This window comes from Candidatus Pelagibacter sp. HIMB1709, from assembly GCF_052047635.1.
Taxonomy (GTDB): domain Bacteria; phylum Pseudomonadota; class Alphaproteobacteria; order Pelagibacterales; family Pelagibacteraceae; genus Pelagibacter.
This window is the reverse complement of the sequence record NZ_JBNAJW010000002.1, coordinates 240560-257651: the sequence shown is the minus strand read 5'-3', so window position 1 is coordinate 257651 and position 17092 is coordinate 240560. Positions and strand designations below refer to the sequence as shown.

20 protein-coding genes, 1 tRNA gene and 1 rRNA gene are annotated in these 17092 nt (G+C 26.2%); 16 read left to right on the top strand and 6 right to left on the bottom strand.

The features are described from left to right. The 16 genes from ACTTAR_RS07525 to ACTTAR_RS07450 form a co-directional block, all read left to right on the top strand. The coding region (locus ACTTAR_RS07525) for a glycosyltransferase (protein ID WP_440698176.1) at nucleotides 1–818 on the top strand (818 nt) is incomplete at its 5' end. Next, nucleotides 815–1927: a glycosyltransferase gene (locus ACTTAR_RS07520; protein WP_440698175.1), complete on the top strand. Its 1113-nt coding sequence runs from the start codon at nucleotides 815–817 to the stop codon at nucleotides 1925–1927. The genes ACTTAR_RS07525 and ACTTAR_RS07520, both read left to right, overlap by 4 nt. A 105-nt stretch (nucleotides 1928–2032) precedes the next feature. Further along, the gene (locus tag ACTTAR_RS07515) at nucleotides 2033–3025 is read left to right on the top strand and encodes an NAD-dependent epimerase/dehydratase family protein (protein ID WP_440698174.1); all 993 of its coding nucleotides are present in this window, start codon (nucleotides 2033–2035) and stop codon (nucleotides 3023–3025) included. 61 nt (nucleotides 3026–3086) lie between these two features. After that, nucleotides 3087–3971: a glycosyltransferase family 2 protein gene (locus ACTTAR_RS07510; protein ID WP_440698173.1), complete on the top strand. Its 885-nt coding sequence runs from the start codon at nucleotides 3087–3089 to the stop codon at nucleotides 3969–3971. 39 nt (nucleotides 3972–4010) lie between these two features. Continuing rightward, on the top strand, nucleotides 4011–4985 hold the full coding sequence (locus ACTTAR_RS07505) for an NAD-dependent epimerase/dehydratase family protein (RefSeq protein ID WP_440698172.1): 975 nt from the start codon (nucleotides 4011–4013) through the stop codon (nucleotides 4983–4985). Continuing rightward, nucleotides 4969–5502 (top strand): sugar transferase, encoded by a 534-nt coding sequence (locus tag ACTTAR_RS07500; protein ID WP_440698171.1) that lies wholly within the window; start codon nucleotides 4969–4971, stop codon nucleotides 5500–5502. The genes ACTTAR_RS07505 and ACTTAR_RS07500 overlap by 17 nt, the downstream gene beginning before the upstream one ends. A 189-nt stretch (nucleotides 5503–5691) precedes the next feature. Further along, on the top strand, nucleotides 5692–7668 hold the full coding sequence (locus ACTTAR_RS07495; RefSeq protein WP_440698170.1) for a polysaccharide biosynthesis protein: 1977 nt from the start codon (nucleotides 5692–5694) through the stop codon (nucleotides 7666–7668). Nucleotides 7669–7688: 20 nt separating this feature from the next. Next, the gene (locus ACTTAR_RS07490) at nucleotides 7689–8939 is read left to right on the top strand and encodes an O-antigen ligase family protein (RefSeq protein WP_440698169.1); all 1251 of its coding nucleotides are present in this window, start codon (nucleotides 7689–7691) and stop codon (nucleotides 8937–8939) included. 106 nt (nucleotides 8940–9045) lie between these two features. Then, a 5S ribosomal RNA gene (gene rrf, locus ACTTAR_RS07485) occupies nucleotides 9046–9160 on the top strand. A gap of 9 nt (nucleotides 9161–9169) precedes the next feature. Next, complete coding sequence (locus ACTTAR_RS07480) at nucleotides 9170–10063, top strand: NAD-dependent epimerase/dehydratase family protein (RefSeq protein ID WP_440698168.1); 894 nt, start codon at nucleotides 9170–9172, stop codon at nucleotides 10061–10063. After that, nucleotides 10053–10178 (top strand): type B 50S ribosomal protein L36, encoded by a 126-nt coding sequence (ykgO, locus tag ACTTAR_RS07475; RefSeq protein ID WP_008545413.1) that lies wholly within the window; start codon nucleotides 10053–10055, stop codon nucleotides 10176–10178. Before ACTTAR_RS07480 ends, ykgO begins: the two co-directional genes overlap by 11 nt. A gap of 4 nt (nucleotides 10179–10182) precedes the next feature. After that, nucleotides 10183–10293 (top strand): aa3-type cytochrome c oxidase subunit IV, encoded by a 111-nt coding sequence (locus ACTTAR_RS07470; protein WP_075506037.1) that lies wholly within the window; start codon nucleotides 10183–10185, stop codon nucleotides 10291–10293. 20 nt (nucleotides 10294–10313) lie between these two features. Beyond that, nucleotides 10314–11402, top strand: a complete 1089-nt coding sequence (locus ACTTAR_RS07465) for an NAD(P) transhydrogenase subunit alpha (RefSeq protein ID WP_440698167.1) — start codon at nucleotides 10314–10316, stop codon at nucleotides 11400–11402. Between the two features lie 4 nt (nucleotides 11403–11406). Continuing rightward, complete coding sequence (locus ACTTAR_RS07460; RefSeq protein ID WP_440698166.1) at nucleotides 11407–11715, top strand: proton-translocating transhydrogenase family protein; 309 nt, start codon at nucleotides 11407–11409, stop codon at nucleotides 11713–11715. Between the two features lie 3 nt (nucleotides 11716–11718). After that, nucleotides 11719–13113 carry an NAD(P)(+) transhydrogenase (Re/Si-specific) subunit beta gene (locus ACTTAR_RS07455; RefSeq protein WP_440698165.1) on the top strand — a complete coding sequence of 465 codons (1395 nt, stop codon included), beginning with the start codon at nucleotides 11719–11721 and terminating at the stop codon, nucleotides 13111–13113. A 5-nt stretch (nucleotides 13114–13118) separates the two neighbouring features. Next, complete coding sequence (locus tag ACTTAR_RS07450) at nucleotides 13119–13817, top strand: transaldolase family protein (RefSeq protein ID WP_440698164.1); 699 nt, start codon at nucleotides 13119–13121, stop codon at nucleotides 13815–13817. Nucleotides 13818–13823: 6 nt separating this feature from the next. Here ACTTAR_RS07450 and ACTTAR_RS07445 read toward each other — a convergent pair. The 6 genes from ACTTAR_RS07445 to ACTTAR_RS07420 all read right to left on the bottom strand — a co-directional run bounded on the left by ACTTAR_RS07445 (nucleotide 13824) and on the right by ACTTAR_RS07420 (nucleotide 17088). Further along, nucleotides 13824–13900 (bottom strand) — tRNA-Met (locus ACTTAR_RS07445). A gap of 6 nt (nucleotides 13901–13906) precedes the next feature. Next, a complete protein-coding gene (gene rpsU / locus ACTTAR_RS07440; RefSeq protein ID WP_075521090.1) occupies nucleotides 13907–14101 on the bottom strand; it encodes a 30S ribosomal protein S21 in 195 nt (64 codons plus the stop codon). 63 nt (nucleotides 14102–14164) lie between these two features. Then, the gene (locus ACTTAR_RS07435) at nucleotides 14165–14746 is read right to left on the bottom strand and encodes a cell cycle transcriptional regulator TrcR (protein WP_440698163.1); all 582 of its coding nucleotides are present in this window, start codon (nucleotides 14744–14746) and stop codon (nucleotides 14165–14167) included. Beyond that, nucleotides 14746–14976 carry a 50S ribosomal protein L31 gene (gene rpmE, locus ACTTAR_RS07430; RefSeq protein WP_440698161.1) on the bottom strand — a complete coding sequence of 77 codons (231 nt, stop codon included), beginning with the start codon at nucleotides 14974–14976 and terminating at the stop codon, nucleotides 14746–14748. Before rpmE ends, ACTTAR_RS07435 begins: the two co-directional genes overlap by 1 nt. 136 nt (nucleotides 14977–15112) lie before the next feature. Next, entirely contained in the window at nucleotides 15113–16234 is a 1122-nt protein-coding gene (locus ACTTAR_RS07425; RefSeq protein ID WP_440698160.1) for a Wzz/FepE/Etk N-terminal domain-containing protein, read from the bottom strand. A 113-nt stretch (nucleotides 16235–16347) separates the two neighbouring features. Beyond that, nucleotides 16348–17088: an inositol monophosphatase family protein gene (locus ACTTAR_RS07420; protein WP_440698159.1), complete on the bottom strand. Its 741-nt coding sequence runs from the start codon at nucleotides 17086–17088 to the stop codon at nucleotides 16348–16350. Nucleotides 17089–17092: the final 4 nt, after the last annotated feature.

Below are 17092 nucleotides of genomic sequence, written 5' to 3'. Positions count from 1 at the left end.
CTCATGTTTTAATATTACTGATTAAGATTTTCTTTAACCAAAAAATCATAATTAGATTATCAAATTATCTTGGTTACAATAAATATGAAAAAAAAATTTATAAATTTTTTGTGAATTTATTTAAAATAAATATTTATAGATTTTTTTCATATAAAATTATTTGTCCATCAAAAGAACTTTCTCTAATTTTAAAACAGAAATATAATCTCAAAAATATTTGGATACCTAATGCGATAGAAGATTTTTTAATTAAGAAAAGTTTTAAAGAAATCAAAAATAAAAAAATTTCACTTTGGAACATTACAAGTGTTGGAAGACTAACAATCCAAAAAAATCATCAATTAACTATATTGGCTATATCAAAATTAATAAATCACTACAAAATAAACAATTTAAGATTAAGAATTTTAGGGGATGGTGAGCTAAAGCAAGACTTGTTATTTATGATTAGAAAGTTGAAATTACAAAAATATGTAAAGCTAGTAGGAAATTGTAATCCTGTAAATTTATTAAATAAGTCTGATATTTTTATTGCATCGTCACTATACGAAGGTATGCCAAATTCTTTGTTAGAGATGATTTGTTATAAAAAAGTAATTATTAGCACTAAATGCAAAACAGGCCCCAGAGAAGTTTTAAAAAATGGTAAGTTTGGATTATTAATTGAACAAAATGATTCAGATCTTTTGGCATCTACTATTTTTAAGGTAATAAGAAATTATAAATGGTATCAAAAAAAATTTGAAATTGATCCTAAGCATATCAAAAATTACCATTCTGATAGTGTATTTAAAAAATATGAAAATTTAATTAAATGAAAAAAAAAATAATTATTTTTCATCAAAATTTTAACAAGGGTGGAGTAGAAAACTCTACAATTTTTTTAGCAGAAAATTTAAAAAAAAATGGTTACGAAATCACTTTTGCTTCTAATTTTGAGAACAAATTTGATTTTACAAGGTTAAATAAATTTGATGTTAAAGTCTTTCCATATAAAAGATTAAGATTTAATTTCTTTCATATTTTAAGTTATTTATTTCATGTCAAAAAAAAATATAATAATTTTTTGGTTATCTCAAATCAATTTAATATGAATATTTTTTTACTAATTTTAAAAAAAATTTTATATTTTAAGATTATTATAATTGAGAGAAATCATCCACATGAATTAAATTTAAAAAATTATTTTTCTAAAAAATTTTATTATTTTTTGATAAGGAAATTGTATAGAAATGCAAATTATTGCATAGGTATATCAAAAAAATTGAGCAAAGATTATTCTCAAATAGCTAAGGTAAATTTTATTACAATTTATAATTTTTTTGATTTTAAAAAAATTTATAAGTATTCAAAAAAATTCAAAATCATAAAAGATAAAAGCTTTGATTATAATTTTATTTATATAGCTAGGCTAGTTGAAAGAAAAAGACCTTTTTTAGCTGTGGATATAATTGATGAAATTTTAAAAATAAAAAAAAAAAAATACGCCAAATTAACAATTATTGGAGAAGGAAATATTGAAAAAGAACTTAAAAATTACATATTCAAAAGGAAACTAACACAAAACATTAAATTAAAAAAATTTACATCGAACCATTATCCTTATTACAAAAGCTCAGATTTCATAATTTCTACCTCTAAGTTTGAGGGTTTTTGCAACATATTAGTAGAGTCTATTTCCCTTAATTGTTTACCTATTTGTTATGATTATCCAAGTGGACCAAGTGAAATTTTATTGAATGGTAAGGGGGGTATAATTTTTAAAACCCTTGACCCAAACCTCATTGCAAAAAATATTGTAGATAAAATTGAAAATAAAAATATGATAAAGAATAAATTAGAAATTTCAAAAAAACATTTGTGGAGATTTGATCACAGAAAAAATTTTAAAGAATATTTGCAACTAGTTAATAAATTGCTAAAATGATCAGTTAATGGTATTACAAAATATTTTTTTAATTATTAAAGATAATCTCAAAAATAATTAATAATTTAATCTTGTTTTCTAGATTTAATTTATTAGTCTTAACTTATGAAGTATTTAATTTGTGGAGCAGGTGGATTTATTGGAGGTCATCTCGTAAAAGATTTGATGAACCAAGGGCACGAAGTTGTTTGTGCTGATATAAAACCTAAAGAATTTTGGTTTCAAATTTTTGATGAGAATAAAAATTACTCTTTAGATTTAAAAGAATATGAAAATTGTAGAAAAGTCTGCGAAGGTGCAGATTATGTTTATAATATGGCATGTAATATGGGTGGTATGGGTTTTATAGAAAACAATAAGGCCGAGTGTATGTTGTCAGTTTTAATTAATACAAATCTATTAAGAGCTTGTATTGAATTTAATGTAAAAAAATATTTATTTTCCTCAAGCGCATGCGTTTATAACGCAAGTAAACAAAATGATTCATTTGTTCCAGGTCTTAAAGAAGAAGATGCTTATCCAGCTGACCCAGAAGATGGTTATGGATGGGAAAAATTATTTAGTGAAAGAATGTGTAAACATTTTACAGAGGATTTTGGTTTAGAAACAAGAGTAGTTAGATACCATAATGTTTATGGTCCTATGGGAACTTATGATGGTGGAAGAGAGAAAGCACCAGCTGCAATTTGTAGAAAAATTGCACTAGCGAAAATAAATAATGATAAAATTATTGATGTATGGGGAGATGGAAATCAAACAAGAAGTTTTATGTATATTAATGACTGCATAGAAGGTACAACAAAAATATTCAATTCAAATAGTATTGAGCCGTACAATGTTGGAAGTGATGAACAAGTGTCAATAAATCAAATGATTGATATAATTTCAGATATAGCCAAATATAAAGTTGAAAAGAATTATCAACTAAATAAACCAAAGGGAGTCAGAGGAAGATCTAGTGATAACACAAAAATTTTAAATGATATTAATTGGAAACCAGGAATAAAATTATTTGATGGGCTTAACGAAACATATCACTGGATTTTTAAACAGATAACTGAAAATAATAATCATCAAAAATACACAAGGAAATATTAAGAATTTTCAAAGTTCTTTATGTTTATTCATTGTTAACTTTAATTAACTATATATTTATATTATGAAAATTGATATTGGAATTTTAACTTGTAATAGATATGAAATCTTATCCAAAAACTTAAATAAGCTTCTAGAAAAAAAAAATTTATTTTCAAAAATTATTTTGGTTGATAATGGTTCTGATCAAGATTGTGTAAAAAAGCTAAAAAAAAATTTTAGTAGCTTTGGTCAAATTGATATCATATTTAATGAAAAAAATTTAGGTGTTGGGGCCAGAAATATTATTTTTAAAAAAAGTAATGCTGATTTACTAGTTTGTATAGATGATGATGCAATCATAAACAATATTTATGAGTCTTTTGTAAGATTAAAAAAGATTTTTTTAAAAATTAATAATTTAGGAATTTTAAATTTTAAAATTATTGACTCAACGTTACAAAAAGTAATTAAAAGAGAGTTTCCTCAAACAAAATATGAACTTTTAAAATTTAATAAAATTTTAAAAATAAGTTATTTTATAGGTGCTGGATTTGCAATCAAAAAAGAGGTTTTTAAAAATTTTAAATTTAATGAAAAGTTTTTTTATGCTCAGGAAGAAATTGACTTGAGTTATAGAATTATTGATCAAGGTTATTTGATGCTGTTTGATCCCAAAATTACATTAATTCATTATAGAGATAACAATACAAGATTATCAACGAAAAAAGTTTATGAACTAAACTTAAAACATAGGATGATAATAAATTTTAGATATTTACCATTAAAGCACCTTATAGTTTCGAATATATTGTGGACTATTAAAACTTTTGTTTCTACCCTTTCATTTAATGTCATTTTAGATAGTTATATTTATTATTTGAATGAGAAAAAAAAATATAAAAGAACTGTAATTTCTAATTCAACAATAAAATATATAAAAAAGACCAATGGTAGATTATATTATTAGAAGAAATTTGCTAATTATATTGCTAGCTAAACATAAAGGATGAATAAAATTTGTGTAACTGGAGCAAATGGTTTTATTGGTAATTCAATTTGCAACAAATTGATTAATTCAGGTAGATTCGTTAGAGGTTTTGTGAGAACTTCCAAAGATATCAGAAAAGAATATATATCTGTTGGTGATATGAGGTTAGATTTAAATTGGGAGGAATTGTTGAATGGATTTGATTGTATTATTCATTGTGCTGGTATGGCTCATAAAATGGATAAAAAATATAAATTACAGGATTATCTTTTAGCAAATACTAAAAGCACTAAATACATCGCTCAAAAAGCTGCAAATGCAGGAGTAAAAAAATTTATTTTTTTAAGCACAATTAAAGTTAATGGAGAAAAAACTTATCAAAATAATAATGAGAGATTAACTGATAATAAATTTAAAAAAATATTTAAATATAGTGATAATGAAGTTCCTGAGGATTTTTATGCAGTATCAAAGTATGAAGCAGAAAAAGAGATAAAGAAAATTTCAGCTAGAACTGGTTTAGAAGTAGTGATAATTCGCCTGCCTTTGGTTTATGGCAGAGGAGTTAAAGGAAATTTATCACGACTTATAAAATTAATTTCTTATGGTTTACCGTTGCCTTTTGCTCTAATAAATAATCGACGTTCGATGATAGGAATTGATAATTTAATTGATTTTGTAGTCCATTGCATTGATAATCATAATGCCTCTGGAAAAACTTTTTTAATTTCTGATGATAAGGATTTATCTACTCCAGATTTGATAAAACAAACAGCATCTGTTATGGGTTGCAAAGCAAAACTATTTCCTTTTCCAGTCTCATTACTAAAATTTTTTGGATATATTTTGGGCAGGAAAAGCGAGATTGAAAGAATAACTGGATCTTTACAGGTAGACAGCAGTTATGCAAGAAAAATTTTAAATTGGTCTCCACCTATTAGTGTCGAAGAAGGAATAAGGAGAATGATAAAGGAAAATGATAAGGGTTTTTGATATTTTATTTTCACTAATAGGTTTGGTATTTTTATCACCTTTGTTAATTTTAATATTTTTAATTGGTTTTTTTGAGAATACTTCACCTATATTTGTACAAAAAAGAGTTGGTTTAAATCTTAAATTTTTTTCTTTAATTAAATTTAGAACTATGCCAATTCAAGTGAGGTCTGTTGGAACACATTTGTTAAAAAATATTCAATTAAGCCCATTTGGAAATTTTTTAAGAATAACCAAAATCGATGAAATTCCACAGTTATGGAATGTGTTATTTGGGGATATGAGCTTAGTTGGTCCAAGACCTTGTTTGTTTAATCAAAGAAAATTAATCAATGAGCGCAAAAAAAGAGGCGTGTTTAAAGTAAGACCTGGTATTACTGGACTTGCTCAAATCTCAGGTATTAATATGAAAACTCCATCACTCCTTGCTAAAACTGATCAAAAAATGATTAAGAATATGAGCTTATATAAATATTTTTACTATATTATTAAAACAATCTTTAAAATCATCCAATAAAAAAGATCTTAATTGAAAGATGGGTTTTGTCGATCCACATGTTATAATTCATAAAATAAATTAGGTCATTCTCAAGGCTGGATGTTTAATAAACAAAAAAAGTATAACTATTATGACTAATATTTTTATAAAATTCATTATTATTGTTTTTTGATATTTCTCCTTTATTATTATTATTAAACTAAGATCATGTCAGTTTTAAAAGAAGTATCTAAAAATATTATTAATCTTCCCCGCTATACAAAAAGAATAATAGCAATTTTAATAGATATAGGTTTGTGTATTTTATGTACTTGGCTAGCATTTTATTTAAGATTAGAGGAATTTGTTAAAATTAATAATGTAACAACCTTAGCAGTTGAGATTTCAATACTGCTTGCAATTCCAATATTTTGGCTAATGGGGTTGTATAAAACTATTTTTCGTTTTCAAGGTTCCTCAATAATATTTACAGTGTTTGTTGCAACTTCTGTTTATGCATTATTGTATTTTGCAGTGGTTAGTATTTATGGAATTCAAGGTATTCCAAGATCTATTGGTATTATTCAACCTATTTTATTATTTTTAGCAATTTCAGCTACAAGAATAAGTATTAAATATTTATTTTTATCCAATTTTAAAAAAACAAAAAATAAAACCAATGTTGTGATTTATGGAGCAGGGAGTGCTGGAAGGCAATTATTAACTAGCTTAGAAAGTAATCCTGAGATGCAAGTGGTCGGTTTTTTAGATGATGACTCTCAATTTCATCGACAAATCATATTAGGTCAAATGGTTTATGATCCTTTAAATATTGATAAATTAATTAATACAAAAAATATAGAAATAGTCTTACTGGCCCTTCCTTCAATTAGTAGGCAAAAAAGAAATCAAATTATTAATAATTTAAATAATCAAAAAGTAATTGTTAAAACACTCCCAAGTGTTCAAGATATTGTTGAAGGCAAAGTATCTGTATCAGATATCAAAGATTTAACAATTGATGATCTTTTAAATAGAGAACAGGTTAAACCCAATTTAGAGTTATTATCTAAAAATATAACTTCAAAAGCTGTAATGGTTACAGGAGCAGGTGGCTCTATCGGTTCAGAGTTATCTCGACAAATCATTAAATTAAATCCTAAAAAGCTAATCCTTATCGAATTAAACGAGTTTTCTCTTTATAAAATAAGTGAAGAATTAAAAGAAATAAATAAAAGTGTAAAAATTATTTCTTTACTAATAAATATTCAAAATAAAGCAAAAATTGAACATGTGTTTAACACTTTTAATTTAGATACCGTTTATCATGCAGCAGCTTATAAACATGTGCCCTTAGTTGAAGAAAATATTACTGAAAGTGTAAAAAATAATGTGTTTGGAACGTTTAATTTAGCGGAAGCTACGCTTAAATATAATGTCTCAAATTTTGTTTTAATATCGAGTGATAAAGCAGTTAGATCAACAAATATTATGGGAGCCACTAAAAGAGTTGCTGAAATTTGTGTTCAATCTCTCTATGACAATCAAAATCAAAGATCTAAATTTGCAATTGTAAGATTTGGCAATGTATTAGAATCTTCAGGTTCTGTTATTCCAAAATTTAAACAACAAATTAAAGAAGGGGGCCCTGTGACCCTAACTCATCCTGAAGTAACCCGTTATTTTATGACTATAACCGAGGCTTCCCAATTAGTTATTCAAGCAGGGGCTATGGCTGAAAAATGTGAAGTGTTTGTTTTGGATATGGGGGAAAGTATTAAAATTAAAGACTTAATTGAAAAAATGGTAAAACTTTCAGGTCTTTCAATTAAAGATGATAAAAATTTAGATGGAGATATTGAGATAAAAATAACAGGCCTTAGACCAGGTGAGAAACTATATGAAGAATTATTACTAGGAGACAACCCTCAAAAAACTTACCATGAAAAAATTCAAAAAGCTCATGATCCCTTTATTCCTTTCAACAAACTAAAAATAGATTTTGATCATTTATCCAATTTAGTTGAGGAAAATAATGTAGAGGAAGTTAAACATATCCTGTCAACTTTAGTTTCTTCATATCAATCAAATTCAGAGATTGTAGATCATTTTTATGAACAACAATCTAATTTAAAGAATGATTTAATCCCATCAAAAACTATTAACACTGATCAAAATAAAGTTATAAGAATTAAGACTAAGTAAATTTATAACTTAGAAATTTAATGAAACTTAAATATTCAAATTTACAATTAATTAATTTAATAATAGTATTGATTATCCCTTTTTTAATTTGGGGACCTTTTTTTCCAGATTTAATTGTAAGTCTTTCAGCTTTATTTTTTTTATTTTATGTAATTAAAAATAAAGAATTTAGTTTCTTTAACAATAAACCTTTTATCATTTTTTTTAGTTTTTGCATTTATTGTATTTTACTAAGTGTATTTGTAGCAAAAGATATGATGTTTAGTTTTGAAAGCTCATTGTTTTATTTTAGAATAGGAGTGTTTAGTTGCTTTATTTGGTATTTAATTGACAGAGATAAAAATATCTTAAGTTACTTTTATTATGCATTAGTTTTATGCTTTTCAGCTTTAGTAATTGATGGTTATATTCAATATTTTACAGGCACTAATTTAGTAGGATTTAAAATATCAGGTGTTCGTGTTTCATCATTTTTTGGAGATGAACTGATTATGGGCTCCTATTTATCAAGATTGTTTCCTTTATTATTTGCTTTGTTTTTAATAAAGAAAAAACAAAAATATGAAATTTATTTTATAGGGGCTTTATTTATCTTAGTAGATGTACTTATTTTTATGTCGGGAGAAAGAAGTGCTTTTTTCTTTTTAAATTTATCAACGGTATTTATTATTATACTAATTAAAGAGTATCAAAAATTTAGATTAATAACATTTATTATAGCAATTATATGCGTTGTGATTTTGAGTTTAAATTCATCAAAATTAAATGAGAGAATGTTTATAGACCCTGCCAAAAATCTGGGCTTAATGGAAAGTTCAAATGAAGCAGTAATTTTTACCTCTGAGTATGATAGTTTAATTAAAACAGCTTATAATATGTTTAAAGATAAGGCTTTATTTGGTCATGGTCCAAAAATGTTTAGAATAATTTGTGCAGATGAAAAATATGCAACAGGAGTTACTCCATGTAAGACCCATCCACATAATTTTTATATTCAATTATTGGCAGAAACTGGAATAATAGGATTTTTATTTTTGTTTAGTGCTTTAAGTTATGTCGTTTTTATATCTTTAAGACAATTTAAATCTATAATATTTAAAAAAAAACGACCTTTAACAGATTACCAAGTTTGTTTATTAGCGGGTATTTTAATTACAGTTTGGCCTTTAACCCCAAATGGTAATTTTTTTAATAATTGGTTAATGATAACTTATAGCTTACCTATAGGTTTTTATCTTCAATCTATTTATTCAAAAAAACCTATAATATAAATAAATAGGTATGGAGATGATTTTATTGTTTAAAAATTGAGTTTTTTTGAGGAAAGATCAATAGATTAATCTTTACATGTTAATGTTTTTTTAGTATTTAATCTTGCCTGGTGATTATTGCGAAAGTGTAATACCCGATCCCATTCCGAACTCGGCAGTCAAGCCTTTCAGCGCCAATGGTACTTTGTCTTAAGACATGGAAGAGTAGGACATTGCCAGGCATATCTATAATGAAAAATCACATAATTGTTACTGGTGGAGCAGGATTTGTTGGATCAAATCTGATTGAATTATTATTAAAGAAAACAAAATATAAAATTATAAGTTTAGATAATTACTCATCAGGATCAAAAAAAAATCATATCAATCATAAAAGAGTTAATTACCTAAAAGGCGAGACTTCAAATATTGATAAAATATTTAACAAATATAAAAAAAAAATAAATACTATTTTTCATTTCGGAGAGTTTGCAAGAATTTTTCAAAGTTTTAAAAAATTTGATGAATGTTATCAATCAAATACAATTGGTTCAAAAGCAGTTTTTAAATTTTGCTTAGATAACAATATAAAATTAATTTATTCAGCAACTTCTGCGAGTTTGGGAAATAAAGGAAATGATAAAAATCTTTCTCCATATGCTTTTACAAAATCTAAAAATTTAGAATTATTAGAAAATTTAAAAAATTGGTTTAATTTTAGATTTGAAGTTATTTTTTTTTATAATGTTTATGGACCAAGACAAATTAAAGTTGGAGACATGGCAACAGTAATTGGTATATTTGAAAATCAACATCAACATAGAAAACCTTTAACTGTTGTTAAACCTGGTTCTCAGACAAGACGATTTACTCATATAAATGACACTGTTCAAATCTGTTATGAAGCTTTCAAAGCAAATAAGTGTAAATATTATAGTATTAGTAATAAAAACTCATATTCAATACTAGAAGTTGCAAAAATGTTTAAAAGCAAAATTAAGTTCTTAAAACCAAGATTAGGTGAAAGATTTGCATCTGCTTTGACAAAAATATCAAGTAATAACAAAATAATACAAAAATATGGAAAATTACAATTGAAAGATTATGTAAGTTCCTTTATTAAGAGCCACAATTATGAAAATTAAAAGTTCATTAAAATCTATTAAAAAAAGAGACTTAAACTCTAAGTTGGTTAGAAGAAGAGGAAGAGTTTACGTCATCAACAAAACAAACCCAAAATTTAAAGCAAGACAGAAATAGTTTTATGGATAATGAAAACCATAAAAATACTTGGAATAATTTTACCAAATTTGTGTTATGGGGAACAGTTGCTGTAATTACAGTTTTAGTTTTAATGGCAATATTTCTTTTATAATTTTTTAAATTATACTTTTTATGAATTTAGCCTCAATTTTAGAAAACCATAATATTGAAAAAAGAATAGCTATAACTCCTGAAATTGCAAAAAAATATATTAGTTTAGGATTTAATTTAACTTTACCAAATAGTTATGGAAATCACTTAGGGTTTAGTGATGAAGACTATAAAAATTTAGGAGTTAATTTTTTAGATAATGAAGATGAAATAATAAAAAATTCTGAAATTGTTATTCAATTAGGATTACCTGAAGATGAAAAGTTGTCACTATTTAAAGAAAATCAAACTTTGATCGGTTCATTAAATGCTTTTTTAAATAAAGAAAAATTAGAGAATTTAAAATCTAAAAAAATAAATTGTTTTTCATTAGAGTTGCTACCAAGAATAACAAGAGCACAATCAATGGATATTTTATCATCACAAGCTAACCTTGCTGGTTATAAAGCTGTAGTGGAGGCTTTCCAAGTTTATGAAAAAGCAATTCCAATGATGATGACAGCAGCAGGAACAATACCAGCGGCCAAAGTATTAGTGGTTGGAGCAGGGGTTGCAGGATTACAAGCAATTGCAACTGCTAAAAGAATGGGTGCTGTTGTTTTTGCAACTGATGTCAGAATGGCATCTAAAGAACAAGTAGAAAGTTTAGGTGGTAAATTTTTAACTGTTGAAGGATCAGAAAATTTAGAAACAGAAGGTGGTTATGCAAAAGAGGCTTCAGATGAATTTAAAAAAAAACAGGAAGAATTATTAACAGAGACATTAAAAAAAATTGATATAATAATTTGTACTGCTTTAATTCCAGGTAGAGAAGCTCCAAAAATTATTAAAGAGGAAATGTTTAAAAATTTACAACCAGGTTCAGTTATTTATGATTTAGCAGCTGTTCAAGGAGGAAACACTTCTTATACTGAAGTTGATAAAATTGTTGAAAAAGATGGTGTTAAAATTTTAGGGGAGGCAAATATATTAAACAAATTACCTGTGTCAGCTTCTAATTTGTATGCTAAAAATGTATTTAATTTTATCTCTAATTTATATGATAAAGAAAATAAGAAACTAAATATTAATTTAGAAGATGAAATAATAGAGAAAACACTTATTAAATAGTATTATGGAAATAGATCCTTTTATATTCAGATTAAGTATATTCATATTGTCAATTTTTGTTGGGTATTATGTGGTCTGGAGTGTAACGCCCTCGTTACATACACCATTGATGTCAGTTACAAACGCAATCTCTTCAGTAATTATCGTAGGTGCAATTATTGCAGCATTATCGGGGAGTGAGGGAGTAGTGTTTTCTTCATCTAGTATTTATGGATTTTTAGCGATTATTTTAGCAGCGGTTAATATTTTTGGCGGTTTTTTAGTCACTCAAAGAATGCTTGCTATGTATAAAAAAAAGAAAAAGGATAAATAATTTATGTCTGCAAATTTATCTGCAATTTTATATTTGGTATCTGGCGTATTATTTATCTTAGCTTTAAGAGGTTTGTCATCTCCTGAAACCTCAAGACAAGGAAATTTATTTGGAATTATTGGAATGTTAATAGCTGTGACGGTAACATTCTTGTCTGTTGGAAATTTTAGTTCTGGGTTTATTTATGTTTTAATATTTTTAGCTATTGGTGGAAGTATTGGGGCATTTATTGCATATCGTATTCCAATGACAGCAATGCCAGAATTGGTTGCTGGATTTCATAGCTTAGTTGGTTTAGCTGCAGTATTTGTTGCAATCTCGGCATTTATTAACCCAGCTGCATTTAATTTAGGAACACCTGGAAATATTAAGCTTGCAAGTTTAATAGAAATGGCAATTGGAGCAGCTGTTGGTGCAATTACTTTTTCTGGATCTGTTATAGCTTTTTTAAAATTACAAGGAATAATGTCAGGTGCGCCTATTACTTTTAAAGGTCAACACTTTTTAAATGCATTATTATTAGTATTAATTGTAATATTAACAATTTATCTTTGTTCAACACAATCTGCTAATTTATTTTGGATATTAATAGCAGTTTCGTTTTTAATTGGATTTTTAATTATTATTCCAATTGGTGGTGCAGATATGCCAGTTGTAATTTCAATGTTAAATTCTTATTCAGGTTGGGCTGCTGCTGGAATTGGATTTACTTTAGAAAATACTGCTTTAATTATTACAGGTGCATTAGTTGGGTCGTCTGGTGCAATACTTTCATATATAATGTGTAAAGGAATGAATAGATCATTCTTTAATGTTATTTTAGGTGGTTTTGGTGCAACAGACCAAACTTCTCAAAGTCAAAATAAAGAACAAAGACCTGTTAAAAGTGGTAACGCAGATGATGCAGCTTTCTTAATGAAAAATGCATCTTCAGTTATAATTGTTCCTGGTTATGGAATGGCAGTAGCTCAAGCTCAGCATGCGTTAAGAGAAATGGTCGATACATTAAAGAAAAATGATATTAAAGTATCATATGCAATTCACCCAGTTGCAGGTAGAATGCCTGGACATATGAATGTTTTATTAGCTGAAGCAAATGTTCCATATGATGAAGTATTTGAATTAGAAGAGATAAATAATGATTTTGCAAATGCAGATGTTGCATTTGTAATTGGTGCAAATGATGTAACAAATCCAGTTGCAAAAACAGATCCCCAAAGTCCAATTTATGGAATGCCAGTCTTAGATGTTGAAAAATGTAAATCTGTTTTATTTGTAAAAAGAAGTCTTTCACCCGGATATGCTGGAATTGATAATGATCTATTTTATAAAGAAAATACTTTGATGTTGTTTGCAGATGCTAAAAAAATGACAGAAGATATTACTAAAAACTTATAGATTTAATGAATACAAAAATCTTTTGTGATATTGCAGATTTATCTTCAATAAAAAAATTTAATAAATTTAAAATTGTAAAAGGTTTTACAACAAATCCAAGCTTAATGAGAAAAGCTGGAGCAAAAGATTATAAATCATACTCAAAACAAATACTTCAAATTTGTGGAAACAAACCCATTTCTTTAGAAGTATTTGCTGATGATGAACAATCAATGATTGAACAGGGAAAAAAAATTAATAGTTGGGGCAAAAATGTATATGTTAAAGTTCCAGTAGTTAACTCAAAAAATAAATTTACAGGTAATGTTATAAAAGAGCTAAATAATAGTAATATCAAATTAAATATTACAGCTGTTTACACTGCTAGACAAACAGAGAAAATTTTAAAAGTTTTAAATAAAAAAACAAGAGTAATTATCTCAATTTTTGCTGGTAGAACAGGAGATACTGGAAAAGATCCAGTTCCAGAGTTTGTAAAAAGTATAAAGTTGGCAAAAAAATTTAAAAATGTTGAGATTTTATGGGCAAGTGTAAGAGAGCCATATAATTATTTACAAGCAAAACAATTGGGCTGCCACATCATAACAATCCCACCTTCAATTATCGAAAAAATTCAAAAATTTGGAAAGTCGTTTGATCAATTAACACAAGAAACTGTTAAAGCATTTCTTGTTGATAGTAAAAAGTCTAATTTTAAAATCTAAAAGAATTGGTTGCGGGGGACGGATTTGAACCGCCGACCTTCAGGTTATGAGCCTGACGAGCTACCAGACTGCTCCACCCCGCGGTATAATTAAATTCTGTTTTTAAGCTTGTTAAGCTTCTTAACTCTTTTAATATTTTCTTGGAGAATTCTTTTCTTTTTTTCAGATGGTTTTTCATAAGTATTTTTCAACTTAATTATTTTAAAAAAACCATCTCTTTGAAGTTTTCTTTTTAAAACTCTAAGAGCTTGTTCAACATTATTATCTTTAACTTCTATTTTAATAACTACCTCCAAAAAAGTGAGTAAATAACACTTTTATATTTTTATGTCTATAAGTTTTATTCATTAATTATTTGCTTGTTGTGCAAGTTTAGCTTTTTCTTTTTGTTTTTTTTCTCTTACTATTCTTCTTTCTGCTTTTTCAATAGCATCAAGCAAATCTTTTTGAGAAAATAAATTTAAAGCAACAGGATCTTTTGGAGTTAAACTATTATAATTCCAGTAACTTTTATTTCTTATTGAAGTTACAGAGTTTTTAGTTACCCCAACTAGTTTTGCAATTTGTGAATCTTTTAAAATTGAATGTTGTCTAATTAACCATAAGGCTGAGTCTGGTTTATCTTGTCTCTTTGAAAGTGGAATATATTTTTTAATTTTTTTGTCTTCTCCGGAAACTTCAACATCTGTGCTTTTTATCTGTAATGGTCTATCATTATCCTTCGATGATAACTCAATTTCTTCTCGAGTTAACTGACCTGAAATAATTGGGTTATATCCTTTTATTCCTTTTGCAACTTCTCCATCAGCAATTCCTTGAACCTCAACTTCATGCAACTTACAAAAATCTGCAATTTGTTTAAAACTGAGTGTTGTATTATCTACTAGCCATACAGCTGTCGCCATAGGCATTAAAGGTGCGTTTGACATTAATTTTTGCTACTTGTTTTAAAGTTTTGGAATTTTTTATTAAATTTTGAAATTCTACCTTTGTCCATTAATTTCTGTTTTCCACCAGTCCAGGCTGCATGAGATTTAGGATCAATTTCTAATTTTAAAACTTCTCCTTCTTTACCCCAAGTAGATCTAGTTTCAAACTGAGTGCCATCAGTCATTTCAACTTTAATAGAGTGGTAGTTTGGATGTATATTTTTTTTCATGGCGAAACTTATAGCAAAAGAAATTACTAAAACAATTAAAAGTTTTTAAAATTAAGATAAAATTTAACACAAAAATCAAGTATTTACATTACTTGATCATTACAAAAATTTTTAACCAAGTATTTTTAATAGAATTTTATTTACGTGAAGCAATTATACTCTTAGTAAATATATAAATAATACTAATTAGCAATCCTGCTATAGCTGAAATTACAAGAATTTTTGACAATGACACTTGCTGATCGTATATAGTTGCAATATATTCAATTTTAGCTGCTTTAAAATTATTTGTATTATTTATAGGTGTTTCAAGGAAAAGTAATTTAATTCTTTCAATGCTTTTATTTTGCAAAATAGAGCGTTTATTTTTTTCTAATTCTAATATATTTGAAATAAATGCTTTTTCATTCTCTCTAGAATTAATTAAGCTTATTTCTTTTTCTATCATTTCATATCCTTTTAAATAATATGAATTTTCAGACTTAATATTAGTAACAATGGCGTTGTTGGTTTGGAAATTTTCTGCTTCCAAAGTATTTTTTGCAATATTTAATGTACGAGCTATTTCAGCTTGTTCCTCAAGAAACGCTAATCTATTAATAATTGAGGTTTTGTAATCATCCAATGCATTTGCAATACTTTGTTCAATATCTTCTATATTAAATTTTGAATTAGTTTCTAAAATTTCTATTTCTGTATTAAATCTATTTATTAAAGTTATTCTAATTTCTTCATTGGCTCTTTTTTCTAAGTATTCTAAAAAATTTCTCCAATTTGTTTTATCGTATATTTCAAAATTAAATTGCCAATTTAAAATTTTTTTACTTTCGTTTTCTTCATCATTTGATGGAGGCAACATACTATCAATAATTAATATTGCAGTCTTTTGAATTTCTTCTTCATAGATTTTTTGATTTTGGAATTTATCTTTATTTACTAGATTAAACTTTGATATTGCTTCTTCAATTATTTCTGTAGTTTGAATTTTATTTAAAAATAAATTAAAAAGGATTGTTGGATTTATATTTATTATTTCTTTCCCAGCCAAACTATTGAACAATCTATATTTTTGAGATTCGAAAGTTGAAATAGGTTTTATGTCAGTTTTTGCTAAAAACTTTTTTTCTAAAGAAGTAAAATAAAAAAATCCTAAAAAAATAAATGTAGTTGTAATTATAATTATTTTAATTTTATTGTTCCACAAATAGAAAATTAGATCAGCTAAATTTATTTCATCGTTGAAGGGTTTTTTTTTCATAAAATAATATTTGTTTAATGTAATTACTGATTTTTATCAATAAATACAAAACTAAGTGTTTATAATTTATACAATCATCATAATTTAATTTTATTAAAATTTATGCTCAAAGATTAAAATTTTTTTAAATTTCCTAACATATCGTCATAAATTACGCTACTGGCTGCCCTTATATCTATATTATTTACTCTATATTCATTAATATTGTTTACAATTCCACCCGCCTCTTCAACTATCAATTTTCCTGCAGCAACATCCCATAAATTAATTTTGTTATGAAAAAAACCATCTAATCTACCTGAGGCTACATATGCTAAATCTAAAGCAGCGCACCCACTATAGCGCATATTTAAATCACTAAATTTTACACCCTCATGGTTACTTGAAAATAAGCAATCCTCGATAGAATTTTTTTTTGAAACCCTTAATCTATGATTATTTAAATAAGCACCTTTATTTTTTTCTGCAAAAAACATTTCATCTTTAATAGGATCAAAAATTAATCCACTTACAATTTCATTTTTTGATTGTAGAGCTATGCAAATTGCAAAATGAGGAATACCATGAAGAAAATTTGTGGTCCCATCAATTGGATCTATGATCCAGATATTTTCTTGATCCTTATTTTTAATTGAACCAACTTCTTCTGAGAGAAAAGAATAATTTTTTTTGGTTTTACTTAGTTCTTCTATTAAGATTTTTTCTACCAGTTTATCAGTTTTGGTTACAAAATCTCTTGGTCCTTTTTTAGAAACTTGTAATTTTTCAACTTCTCCAAAATCACGAATAGCAGATTTTGATGCTTTTTCAGCAGCTTTAATCATGATGTTTAAATTTGAAGAAATAGAAATCATTGAT